Origin of the sequence: Thioclava electrotropha, assembly GCF_002085925.2 — a bacterium.
Taxonomy (GTDB): Bacteria; Pseudomonadota; Alphaproteobacteria; order Rhodobacterales; family Rhodobacteraceae; genus Thioclava; species Thioclava electrotropha.
This window is the reverse complement of the sequence record NZ_CP053562.1, coordinates 386,671-398,862: the sequence shown is the minus strand read 5'-3', so window position 1 is coordinate 398,862 and position 12,192 is coordinate 386,671. Positions and strand designations below refer to the sequence as shown.

Below are 12,192 nucleotides of genomic sequence, written 5' to 3'. Positions count from 1 at the left end.
ATTAAGAGGGCTAAAAGAGAGCGTTCGCCGGGGTCGCGATTACGACGACGGGCCCTCGTAGACGCCCTGTTCCTTCAGCGCGTCAACGACTTCCTTGGGCATGTAATTCTCGTCGTGCTTGGCGAGAATTTCGGAGGCCACGAACGTGTCGCCTTCCATCTTGCCCGTGCCGATCATGCCCTGGCCCTCTTTGAAGAGGTCCGGCAGGACGCCCGCGAATTTCACCGGGACGGTTGCGCCGCCATCGGTGACCTTGAATTCGATAACCTCGCCCTGACCGCGCTTGAGCGAGCCTTTCTCGACCAGCCCGCCAAGGCGGAACACCTCGCCGGGCTGCGGCGGTTCGGTGGCAAGCTGCGAAGGCGCACGGAAGAAGTTGATGCCGCTCCGCATCGAGTACCCGATCGTGCCGGTCGCGATCACCAAGGCCAGCGCGGCCACGCTGAGCACCTGGATACGACGTTTCTTCTTCAGACTCTTCATCTCTTCGCCTCCTGAGATGCCGCTTCGTCTACCTTACCGCGCCGGCCGTGCCATTGACGCGGATCAAGGGAAGACGGGGGCGAGCATCAGCCCTTCGCTTTCCTCCAGCCCGAGCATGAGGTTCGCGTTCTGGATCGCTTGTCCCGACGAGCCCTTGCAGAGGTTGTCGATGGCCACGACCACGAGCGCGCGCCCGGGGATCCTGTCTCCTGATACACCAATATGGGCATAATTGGAGCCAGTTACAGACCTGGTGGACGGAACTGCGCCGAAAGGTAGCATCTCCATGAAGATTTCGTCTGCATAGCGGTCCGCCAGTGCCTTGTAGACGGCCTCGGGCTCGCCCTTCACATAGGCCGAGGCGAGGATGCCGCGGTTGAAGGGCGCCAGATGCGGGGTGAATTGCACCATTACGGGGCGACCCGCCAAGGCGCTGAATTCCTGATCGAATTCGCCAAGGTGACGGTGCTTGCCGCCTTGCGAATAGGGCGCGACACCGCCCGACAGCTCTGCGTGCAGCAGGTTTTCCTTCAGCGAGCGGCCCGCGCCGGAAACCCCGTTCTTCAGATCGAGGATGATGTCGTCGAGGTCGATCACGCCGGCTTCGATCAGCGGACGGATCGCGAATTGGCCCGCAGCGGCATTACAGCCCGTGCCCGCAACCAGCCGCGCCTCGCGAATCGCGTCGCGGTAGAACTCGGTCAGGCCGTAGACCGCCTCTTTCTGCAACTCGACCGCGGCATGGGGCTTGCCATACCACTTCTCGTAATCCGCCGGATCGCGCAGCCGGAAATCGGCCGAGAGGTCCACGATCTTCAGATCGTGCGGCAGCTCCTTGATGACCGCCTGCGAGGTCGCATGCGGCAGCGCGCAGAAGGCCAGATCGACATTCGAGAAGTCGATCTCTTCGATCTTCACCAGATCGGGCAGGCCCAGATGGCGCAGATGCGGGAACACGTCGCCCATCGCCATACCGGCCTTTCGCTCGCCCGAGAGGGCCACGATGTCCATATTCGGATGGGTGGCGATCAGCCGGACGAGTTCGGCACCGGTGTAGCCCGACGCGCCCAGAATCGCGATTTTCTTCGTCATATCAACCTCCGCGCTTGTCGCTCGGCTCTCCCTTACCCTAAGCTCACACTCAAATAAACTCCGTGTGAACCGGAGTGACGTCCGACAGTGAACGAGGCAGGCCGTGGCAGAGCAGTGGTATTACGCCGATGGGAAAGATCCCGTCGGTCCGTTCCCCGCAGAACATATGACGGATATGGTGCGGGCAGGTCGTATCAAGCCCGAAACGATGGTTTGGCAAGACGGAATGGAAGGATGGGAGCCTGCGGGCGATCACTTCTTCCGGCGAGCCCCGGAAACTGCGGCCACGGGCGCCGACCCGCATAGCGGCGCGACGAATTACGCGGCCCGCATTGCGCAGCGCCATCAGCAGGAGGGCAAGCTCTCCTCCGCCGATCCCCGCGCCTATGCCGATGCCTCGATCGAACGCGAGCGCGCGAAGCGCGGGATTGGCTCGGACGGGATGTATGCCGGGGCGCCTTCGCGCGGCTTCTTCGAGGCGATCAAGGTCTGCTTCCGGAAATACGTGACCTTCAAAGGTCGGGCGAGCCGGTCGGAATATTGGTGGTTCGTGCTGTTCGTGACGCTGGCGGGGTTCGCGGGCGGCTTTGCGGAGGCCTCGATGGGTCAGGACGGGGCCGCAATCAGCGCGGTGATCTCCATCGCGACCTTCCTGCCCTCGGTCTCGGTAACGGTGCGCCGGCTACATGACACCAACCGCTCTGGCTGGTGGTTCGGGCTTTATATCCTGATGAGCTTCTTGGGCGGCTTCGTGATCGCCTTCCTCGCCATCTCCTCGGGCATCCGAGACCCGGACGCCATTTTCGCGTCGATGGGGATGCTGACGATGCTCTGGGCCATTGTGATGCTGGTTTGGGGTATCATGCTCTTCGTCTTCATGCTGCTAAGGGGCACATACGGCGAAAACCGTTTCGGCTGACCCCTGAGGCGCGGCGGCTCAGGCCGCCTCGAACCGGATCGCGTAGCGCAGGAATTGCGTCGCGTGGCTCGACACCGAGGCTGGATCGCCGGTGGTCAGGAATTTCGATTCCGTGCCCGCGCCTCTGAATTCGGGGCGGCGCTCGAGGTAATCGGCGAGGCTTTCGGCCACCAGATTGGCTTGGCTGTAGACGTCCACGCTCGGGCCCAGCGCTTCCTGGAAGGTCTTCTGCATCAGCGGGTAATGGGTGCAGCCGAGGATCGCGGCCTCGGGCTTCGGCATCCGCCGCTTGAGCGCCTCGACATGGGACTTCACCAGCGCCTCGGCGAGGATTTCGTCGCCGGTCTCGATCGCATCGACCACGCCGCCGCAGGGCTGCGCCTCGACATCGACGCCAATCGCGCGGAAGGCCAGTTCGCGCTGGAACGCGCGGCTCGCCACCGTTGCAGGCGTCGCGAACAGCGCCACATGTTTCACCGCCACTTCGCGCGGCGGGGAGTTGTCGCCCCATTTGCGTTCGGTCAGCGCCTCGATCATCGGCACGAAGACGCCCAGCACACGCTTGCCCTCGGGGATCCAGGTCTCCTGCATCCGCTTGAGCGCGGCGGCAGAGGCCGTGTTACAGGCGAGGATCACGAGATCGCAGCCCTCTTCCCAGAGCCGTTCGACACCCGCGCAGGTCAGGTTGAAGATGTCGTCGGCATCGCGCACCCCGTAAGGCGCATGGGCGTTGTCGCCGTAATAGCAAAAGGCCATGTCCGGCAGCCGCTTGGCGCAGGCATCATAGACCGTCAGCCCGCCCAGACCTGAATCGAAAACGCCTACTGCCATGCTCGCGCCCCTCGCCCGTCCGGGCCGCAACAGGCGCCGGTCAGTTTCTATATTTCGCCTCGAACTCGAAGCCATAGCCGTAAGACTTCAAGGGAGTCGGCGACAAGTCATACGTCGCACGGCGCAGGAAATCCATCATCTGTTTCGGGCTCTCACGCAGCGGTGCAAGATCGTCCTGCGGGATCGGCTCGCCGACGCAGAGGCGCACCGGCCGATTGGCGTGGCGTTTGAACTCGCGGATCATCAGCCCCATGCGCAGGCTGTAGTGCAGATGGCTCGCCAGCTGGAACAGACGGCTGTTATGGCCCTCGAAGAAGACCGGCACCACGGTCGCATCGGATTTCGCGATCATCTTGGCGGTGAAGTTGCGCCACCCCGGATCCATCGGCGCACCGAAAGGCTTGGCCGCGGTCGAGACCGTGCCGCCCGGAAACACGCCGATCGCGCCGCCATCGCCGAGGTAGCGCAGGGCGTCCGAACGGGTGCGCAGGTTCGCCTTCATGGCTTCTTTCGTCTCGGAGAAATCCACCGGCAGGATGATCCGGTCGATCTCTTCGGCGCGCTTGAAGACGTTATGCGCGAGGATGCGAAAGTCGCCGCGGATGCGCGACAGCAGCAGGCCCATGATCAGCCCGTCGAGAATGCCGTAAGGGTGGTTCGCGATCAGCACCAACGGGCCGGTCTGCGGGATATTGGCCAGCGCGCCTCGGGTCACGTCGATCTGCAGGCCGTAGCGTTCCGCCATCACCTGCCAGAAATCCGCGCCTTGTGCGATGTCGTGCTCGTAGCCTCTGGCACGTTTGATCAGACCGATCCGCCCGGTCGCGTTCTCCATCGCGCGGATCAGAACCCGCGCGCCTTTCGAGCGCGCGGACCATGCGTAGGAAATTTCCTGCGTAGCGTGGCGGACAGGCATCCGGGGGGCCATCGGGGTGGCGGTCATCTCGAACCTCCGCAACATGGGCTGGCTTCACTCTGCCTGCGCCATGTCACGAAGGTGCGACACTCAGATGACAGCCCTCACTCGGCGGCCATTTTCTGCGGAGTACCGCCTGCGCGGAAAGCGGCAAGAAGTTCCTCGCGCCGCTTCGCCGCCATCTGCTCGGCCTGTGCCTTGACCGGGCCGAAGCCCCGGATGGTCAAGGGCAACTCCGCCAGTTCGCGCGCGATCTCCATCGTCTCCGGCGTGACTTTGGGCAGAACTTCGGCCATGTCGGCCTCGTATTGCTTGATCAGCGCGCGCTCCATCTTGCGCTCGGCAGCATAGCCGAAGGGATCGAACGGCGTACCGCGCAGCCCCTTGAGCTTCGCCAGAAGACGGAAATTGCGCTCCATGCCGGGGCCGAATTCACGCTTCTTCGGGCGACCGTCCGAGCCTTCCTTGGACAGGATCGGCGGGGCGAGATGGAAGTGCATCTCGAAATCGCCCTCGAACTCGGCGCGGGCCTTCTCTGCCGTGGACAGATGCAGCCGCGCGACCTCGTATTCGTCCTTATAGGCCAGAAGCTTGTGATAGCCCTTCGCGACCGCTTCACGCAGCTCCGACGGCGCCTCGTCCACCAGCTTGCGGAACCGCTTGGCGAGCCGCTTGTTCTGGTAGTCGACGAGATGCGCGGCCCGGAACTCGATCGGATCGACCGGGGCCTTCACGACCTCCGCCGCCATCGCCTTCGCAGCTTCTGCCGGGAAAGCCATCGCCCAGCGCCCCAGATCGAAGGCGCGCTTGTTCTCGGCGGGTTTGGCACCGTTCAGCTCGATCGCCCGGAAGATCGCCTCGAGGGTCAGCGGCACGTAGCCTTGCTGCCACGCAGCCCCCAGCACGACCATGTTCGAGTAGATCGAGTCGCCCAGCATCTGCCGCGCCAGTTCCGAGGTATCGGCAAAGTCCACGCGATCCTTCAACCGCGCCTCGAGGCTCAGCCGAAGCTGTTCGCCCGGCAGGCGGAAATCGCGGTTGCGGGTGAATTCGCCCGTGACGATCTCGTGGCTGTTGATGACGGCACCGGTGCGGCCCGTCGTCATCAGCCCCAGCGTCTTGGCGCCTGCGGAGACCACCAGATCGCCGCCGATCACGCAATCGGCCTCGCCCACGGCGACGCGAATCGCCGAGATATCCTCGGGCTTGTTAGCGATGCGCAGGTGGATATGCACCGCCCCGCCCTTCTGGGCGAGACCGGCCATCTCCATCATGCCCGCGCCCTTCCCGTCGATATGGGCGGCCATGGCGAGCACCGCGCCGATGGTCACGACACCCGTGCCGCCGACCCCGGTGATCACCACGTTATGGGTGCCGTCGATCGCGGGCAGCGTGGGCTTGGGCAGGTCCGGCAGATCGAGCGCCTGCGCCTCGGCCTTCCTCACCTTCGCCCCGTGCAGCGTCACAAAGCTGGGGCAGAACCCGTCGAGGCAACGGAAGTCCTTGTTGCACGACGACTGGTCGATCGCGCGTTTGGTGCCCAGTTCGGTCTCTTCCGGCACGATGGAGACGCAGTTCGACTGCACCCCGCAATCGCCGCAGCCTTCGCAGACATCCGTGTTGATGAAGACGCGCTTGTCCGGATCGGGGAACTTGCCGCGCTTGCGGCGGCGGCGCTTCTCGGCGGCGCAGGTCTGAACGTAGATCAGAGCCGAGACGCCTTTCGTCTTCGCCAGACGTTTCTGCACGGCCATCAGCTCGGCCCGTTCGACCTTCTCGACGCCCGCGGGGAAGGTGGACAGGTCCAGCTCTTCCTTCTCGTCATAGACCACCACGACCGGCTTCACGCCCATCGCCACGATCTCCGACGCGATCTGCTGCGCGGTCAGCCCGCCTTCGTTCTCCTGCCCGCCAGTCATCGCGACCGCATCGTTGAACAGAATCTTGTAGGTGATGTTGGTGCCGGCCGCCAAAGCCGCCCGGATCGCCTGCGCGCCCGAGTGGTTGTAGGTGCCGTCGCCAAGGTTCTGGAACATATGCTCCCGCGTGGAGAACGGGGCCTCGCCGACCCAGTTCACACCCTCGCCGCCCATATGGGTGAAGCCTTCGGTGTTCCGGCCCATCCACTGCACCATGTAGTGACAGCCGATCCCGGCATAGGCGCGCTCGCCCTCGGGGACCTTGGTCGAGCTGTTATGCGGGCAGCCCGAGCAATACCACGGCGTTCGGGTCGCGATCTCCGGCGCGTTGTCGGCGCGTTGGGCGGCTTCGATCTTCTCGATACCCGCCTTGATCGCATCCGTGCCGCGGCCCTCTTCGATGAAGATGTCGCCCAGCTTGCGCGCGATCATCACCGGGTCGAGCGCGTAACGCGTGGGGAACAGCTCCACCTGACGGCCATTCTCCCAGGTGTCGCCCTTGTGCCAGCCATAGACGCGGCGGCCGCGACGGTCGTCGAAGATCGCCTCCTTGACCTGCACCTCGATCAGCTTGCGCTTTTCCTCGACGACGATGATCAGCTCCAGCCCCTCGGCCCATTCATGGAACGAGGTCATGTCGAGCGGGAAGGTCTGGCCGATCTTGTAGGTCGTGATGCCGAGCCGTTCGGCCTCGGCCTCGTCGATCCCCAGCAGTGAGAGCGCATGGGTCAGGTCGAGCCAGTTCTTGCCTGCCGCCACCAGACCGATCTTCGCCCCGGGCTTGCCCCAGACGCGGTTGTCGATGCGGTTCGCACGGGCGAATGCCTCGGCCGCATAGCGTTTGAAGTCGATCATCCGCGCTTCTTGCGCCACCGGCGTGTCGCCGAGACGGATGTTCAGCCCGCCTTCGGGCATCTTGAAGTCAGGGATCACGAAATCTTGACGGAAGGGGTCGCCGTCGACAACTGCCGTCGCTTCGACCGTATCCTTCATCGTTTTCAGACCGACCCAGACCCCGGCGAAGCGGCTCAAAGCATAGCCGTAGAGCCCGAAATCGAGGATTTCCTGCACGCCTGCGGGCGACAGCACCGGCATGTAGGCATCGACCATCGCCCAGTCGGACTGGTGCAGCACGGTCGAGGATTCGCCGGTGTGATCGTCGCCCATCGCCATCAGGACGCCGCCATGTTTCGATGTGCCCGCCATATTGGCGTGGCGCATCACATCGCCGGAGCGATCGACGCCCGGGCCTTTGCCGTACCAGAGGCCGAAAACGCCGTCATACTTGCCTTCGCCGCGCAATTCCGCCTGCTGCGAGCCCCACAGCGCGGTTGCCGCGAGGTCTTCGTTCAGGCCCGGCTCGAAGCGAACATCGCTCTCTTCCAGCACAGTCTTGGCGCGCGCCATCTGCAAATCGACAGCGCCGAGCGGCGAACCGCGATAGCCTGTCACATAGCCGGCCGTATGCAGTCCCGCCGCCTTGTCGCGCGCGGCCTGAGCCAGAACGAGACGCACCAAAGCCTGCGTCCCGTTCAGCAAAACCGGAGATTTCGTAAGGTCGAACCGATCCGCTAGGGATATTTCTTGCCTTCCCATTAAGCACCTCCCCTTGCTAACTGGGCATGGAGACATGGTAGGTCATAATATCTGACCTAGAAAGCGGAAAATTGTTACTTAGCGGTTTCGTAAATCCTCGAGATTAATGTAAAGAAACTTGCGCGGAACAGCAGATGATAAAGCGAAAGTGACCTTGATGGATTGGGACAAGCTCAGAATCTTCCACGCAGTGGCCGATGCAGGGTCTTTGACTCATGCCGGCGACGCACTGCACCTGTCTCAATCTGCCGTGAGCAGACAGATCCGGGCGCTCGAAGAGGCCCTCGGAACGACTCTTTTCCACCGTCACGCCCGCGGACTGATTCTCACCGAGCAGGGCGAATTGCTGTTCGAGGCCACCTCGTCGATGGCGAAAAAGCTCGACAGCGCCTCCGCACGCATTCGTGACAGCGAAGAGGAAGTGTTCGGCGAACTGCGCGTGACCACCACGACGGGCTTCGGCACGCTGTGGCTCGCGCCGCGTCTGACGAAGCTCTATGAGAAGTATCCCGATCTGAAGATCGACCTCATGCTGGAGGAGCGGGTGCTCGACCTACCGATGCGCGAGGCCGATGTCGCCGTGCGCATGAAAGAACCCGCGCAGGCCGACCTGATCCGCAAGCGCCTGCTGAACATTCGGATGCGGCTCTACGCGACTTCCGAGTATCTTGCGAAATGGGGCTCGCCCGAAAAGATCGAGGATCTGCGCAAGCATCGCCTGATCTGCCAGACCCCGCGCACCCCGCAGGTGCAGGCGGGCGCGCAGCTTGCGCGGCAGGTTCTGGCCTTTGATCAAAGCTCGACGCTGACGGTGAACAACTACTTCGGCGTGCTGCAGGCGGTCCTGAACCATATCGGCATCGGCATCCTGCCTGACTACCTGACCGCCGATTTCAACGACCTGCAGCGGGTGCTGCCCGATCTGGAATCGGTCGAGATCCCGATCTTCCTCGCCTACCCCGAAGAGCTGCGCTCGTCGCGCCGTGTGACCGCTTTCCGCGACTTCATTCAGGAAGAAATCACCAACTATCGGCGCTTCCAGGCGGGCGATTCAACCTAGAGTTGCACCGCGACTTTACCGCAACGCATACCGGCCATGATGCGCCCGCAGCATGTTTTCCCTTGATGCGTTAACAAACTGCCCATAAATGAGGCTCAGAAGGGTTGGCCGTGCCGAAAGGCGCAGCACCTTCTACCTCCCTGTTGGACTTTGGCCGAGCTTTGCTCGGCCTTTTTTTTGTCCAACGCCCAGATGCGGCCTTCACGCAGGGCGCGAGAGCCCCTCCCAACAGCCCCGATCTCACGAAATTTCACGCGGTCGCGACCGGGAAAACCCCGCTCTACGCGCAACTATCCCCTTAGGTTCATTTAAAATTCCACGATCTCGTTCACAAAAATTTCAGTGAACTTTCGCCGGTTCAGGCCGTTCCTTTCCCGACGCCAGCAACGGCGCAGCACTTGAGTAACCAGTTGAAAGGATACTGTTATGACTACCGCGAAAAACATCTTTGCCGCTTCGACCGCTCTTCTTGGCGCGATGACCATCGCAGGTTCGGCTTCGGCCCTCGACCTGTCGAAAGTGCCCTCCACGAATAATGGTGACGGCCAGTATTACGGCATCGCCGACTATCGTGTTGGCGCGGTGCCGGGTCAGGAAACCTCGACGGGCACGCCGCCCGCGGTGACCTCGTCGAACACCTTCGAGTCGACCGACCAGTACGGCATCACGGACGTGAAGACCGGCACCGCGACGTTCGACAGCACCTCGATGGGTGAGGAAATGATCCCCGCGCAGCGCCAGCTGACCGACGAAGCCGGCATCACGGGCATGAAAACCGCCGCCAATGCCGAAGACAAGGCAATGAGCGTCGATGGCAACATCATCGGCATGATCGAGAAGGTCGAGGCGAATGACGGCTACGACACCGTCTATATCCGCACCTCGCCGAAGCTCGACACCACCGTGTCGCTCTTCAAGATCAACGTGCCGAAAGGCGCAGCCGTCAATGGTCAGGTCAAGCTTGGCTGGACCGTGTCGGAGCTGCTGACCAATCTCGAGACGCAGGTGGACATGCGCTCGTAATCCGAGCGACACCTGATACGCGCTTTTACGACGCGGGGCCTTCGGGCCTCGCGTTTTTTCTTTCCGCGACGTCCGGCCTCTCTTTTCCCCCTGCACATATTCGCCTAATAGGGGCGGCGAAGCCGATGCCGGAGGATCCTCATGAACGAGCCGCAGATCACGCCTGATCTCATCGCAGCCCATGGCCTGAAACCCGACGAGTACGACCGGATCCTCGAGATCATCGGACGCGAGCCGACATTCACCGAGCTCGGAATCTTCTCGGCGATGTGGAACGAGCACTGCTCCTACAAGTCGTCGAAGAAATGGCTGCGCACGTTGCACACCGAGGGCGATCAGGTCATCTGCGGTCCGGGCGAGAATGCGGGCGTTGTCGATATCGGCGACGGGCAGGCCGTGGTCTTCAAGATGGAGAGCCACAACCACCCCTCCTATATCGAACCGCATCAGGGTGCGGCGACCGGCGTGGGCGGCATCCTGCGCGACGTGTTCACCATGGGCGCGCGCCCGGTGGCCGCGATGGACAGCCTGAGCTTCGGCATGCCCGACCACCCCAAGACCTCGCATGTCGTGAAAGGCGTGGTCGAGGGCGTGGGCAGCTACGGCAACTGCTTCGGCGTGCCGAACGTGGGCGGCGAAGTGCGCTTCCACCCCTCCTATAACGGCAACTGCCTCGTGAACGCTTTCGCGGCGGGCCTCGCGGATGCCGACAAGATCTTCTACTCCGCCGCGTCCGGCATCGGCATGCCGGTCGTCTATCTGGGTGCCAAGACGGGCCGCGACGGCGTCGGCGGCGCGACCATGGCCTCGGCCGAGTTCGACGACACGATCGAAGAGAAGCGCCCCACCGTTCAGGTCGGCGACCCCTTCACCGAAAAATGCCTGATGGAAGCCTGCCTCGAACTGATGCAGACCGGCGCGGTGATCTCGATTCAGGACATGGGGGCCGCAGGCCTGACCTGTTCTGCGGTCGAGATGGGCGACAAGGGCGGGCTGGGCGTGAAGCTCAACCTCAATGCGGTGCCGCAGCGCGAAGCCGCGATGACCGCCTATGAGATGATGCTGTCGGAGAGCCAGGAGCGGATGCTCATGGTCCTCAACCCCGAGAAGGAAGACATCGCACGCGAGATCTTCGTGAAATGGGATCTCGACTTCGCCATCGTCGGCGAGACTATCGCGGAAGACCGCTTCCTGATCATGCATGGCAACGAGGTGAAAGCCGACGTTCCGCTGTCGAAACTGTCCTCGGAAGCCCCCGAATACGATCGTCCGTGGGTGGAAACGCCCATCGCGACCGCTGGCGAGGCACTGCCCGAGATCGGTGCGATCGATGCGCTCAAGGCGCTGATCGGCTCGCCGAACTACGCGCATAAGTCCTGGGTCTACGAGCAATACGACACGCAGGTGATGGGCGACACGGTGCGCCGTCCGGGTCTCGGCGCGGGCGTCGTGCGCGTGCACGGCACCGACAAGGCGCTGGCCTTCACCGCCGATGTGACCCCGCGCTACGTCAAGGCGAACCCCTTTGAGGGCGGCAAGCAAGCGGTGGCCGAAGCCTATCGCAACCTGACCGCCGTGGGCGCCAAGCCGCTGGCCTCCACCGACAACCTGAACTTCGGCAATCCCGAGAAGCCCGAGATCATGGGCCAGTTCGTGGGCGCCATCAAAGGCATCGACGCCGCCGTGCGCGCGCTCGACATGCCGATCGTGTCGGGCAACGTCTCGCTTTACAACGAAACCGACGGCACCGGCATCCTGCCCACGCCGACCATCGGCGCGGTCGGTCTGCTGAGCTCGCTCGACGAGCTGATCGCGGGCCTGCCGACGGCGGGCGACGTGGCGATGGTGATTGGCGAGACCAAGGGGCACCTCGATCAATCCGCGCTGGCATTTGAGGCCTTCGGGCTCGAGTCGGGCGACGCGCCCGAGGTCGATCTCGACGTCGAGAAACGCAATGGCGAGTTCCTGCGCGAGAACCGCGCGCTGGTCAAAGGCGCAAGCGATCTGTCGGATGGCGGGCTCGCGCTCGCAGCTTTCGAGATGGCGGAAGAAGCCGGTCTGGGCGTCACGCTCGAGGCTGACGACATCGCGACGCTCTTCGGCGAGGATCAGGGCCGCTACCTCGTGGCCTGCTCCTTCGACCAGGCGGAGGCGCTGATGGTCGCCGCCCGCAAGGCCGAGGTGCCGCTTTACACCGTGGGTCGCTTCGGCGGCGACACGGTCGGCTTCGGTTCGGACAGCGCCCCGCTGGAGGAGCTGTCGAACCTCTATCGCACGGCCTTCAAAGCGGCGATCGACGCCTGAGTTCTGTGACCTGACGCAGGGCGGACATGCGCGCCGGGCGGTTTTTTAC

Annotated in this window: 9 protein-coding genes; 4 read left to right on the top strand and 5 right to left on the bottom strand. The window is 63.3% G+C overall.

Annotated features, from left to right (window positions below; genetic code table 11):
• Positions 1 to 39: 39 nt before the first annotated feature.
• Entirely contained in the window at positions 40 to 483 is a 444-nt protein-coding gene (gene ccmE, locus AKL02_RS01955) for a cytochrome c maturation protein CcmE (protein ID WP_078522044.1), read from the bottom strand.
• 63 nt (positions 484 to 546) lie between these two features.
• Positions 547 to 1,575, bottom strand: coding sequence for an N-acetyl-gamma-glutamyl-phosphate reductase (argC, locus tag AKL02_RS01950; RefSeq protein WP_078522045.1), 1,029 nt, complete (start codon positions 1,573 to 1,575; stop codon positions 547 to 549).
• Positions 1,576 to 1,678: 103 nt separating this feature from the next.
• On the opposite strand from argC, the gene AKL02_RS01945 reads away from it, so the two are divergent.
• The gene (locus tag AKL02_RS01945) at positions 1,679 to 2,494 is read left to right on the top strand and encodes a DUF805 domain-containing protein (RefSeq protein ID WP_078522046.1); all 816 of its coding nucleotides are present in this window, start codon (positions 1,679 to 1,681) and stop codon (positions 2,492 to 2,494) included.
• An 18-nt stretch (positions 2,495 to 2,512) separates the two neighbouring features.
• Here the strand turns inward: AKL02_RS01945 and murI are convergent, their stop codons facing one another.
• The 3 genes from murI to AKL02_RS01930 all read right to left on the bottom strand — a co-directional run bounded on the left by murI (position 2,513) and on the right by AKL02_RS01930 (position 7,756).
• On the bottom strand, positions 2,513 to 3,325 hold the full coding sequence (gene murI / locus AKL02_RS01940) for a glutamate racemase (RefSeq protein ID WP_078545045.1): 813 nt from the start codon (positions 3,323 to 3,325) through the stop codon (positions 2,513 to 2,515).
• A gap of 40 nt (positions 3,326 to 3,365) precedes the next feature.
• Positions 3,366 to 4,268 carry a lysophospholipid acyltransferase family protein gene (locus AKL02_RS01935; RefSeq protein ID WP_083079061.1) on the bottom strand — a complete coding sequence of 301 codons (903 nt, stop codon included), beginning with the start codon at positions 4,266 to 4,268 and terminating at the stop codon, positions 3,366 to 3,368.
• Between the two features lie 77 nt (positions 4,269 to 4,345).
• A complete protein-coding gene (locus AKL02_RS01930; protein WP_083079062.1) occupies positions 4,346 to 7,756 on the bottom strand; it encodes an indolepyruvate ferredoxin oxidoreductase family protein in 3,411 nt (1,136 codons plus the stop codon).
• Positions 7,757 to 7,913: 157 nt separating this feature from the next.
• On the opposite strand from AKL02_RS01930, the gene AKL02_RS01925 reads away from it, so the two are divergent.
• The 3 genes from AKL02_RS01925 to purL all read left to right on the top strand — a co-directional run bounded on the left by AKL02_RS01925 (position 7,914) and on the right by purL (position 12,143).
• Positions 7,914 to 8,816: a LysR family transcriptional regulator gene (locus AKL02_RS01925; protein WP_078522049.1), complete on the top strand. Its 903-nt coding sequence runs from the start codon at positions 7,914 to 7,916 to the stop codon at positions 8,814 to 8,816.
• Positions 8,817 to 9,242: 426 nt separating this feature from the next.
• Positions 9,243 to 9,839: a hypothetical protein gene (locus AKL02_RS01920; protein ID WP_083079063.1), complete on the top strand. Its 597-nt coding sequence runs from the start codon at positions 9,243 to 9,245 to the stop codon at positions 9,837 to 9,839.
• Positions 9,840 to 9,980: 141 nt separating this feature from the next.
• Positions 9,981 to 12,143, top strand: a complete 2,163-nt coding sequence (gene purL, locus AKL02_RS01915; protein WP_083079064.1) for a phosphoribosylformylglycinamidine synthase subunit PurL — start codon at positions 9,981 to 9,983, stop codon at positions 12,141 to 12,143.
• Positions 12,144 to 12,192: the final 49 nt, after the last annotated feature.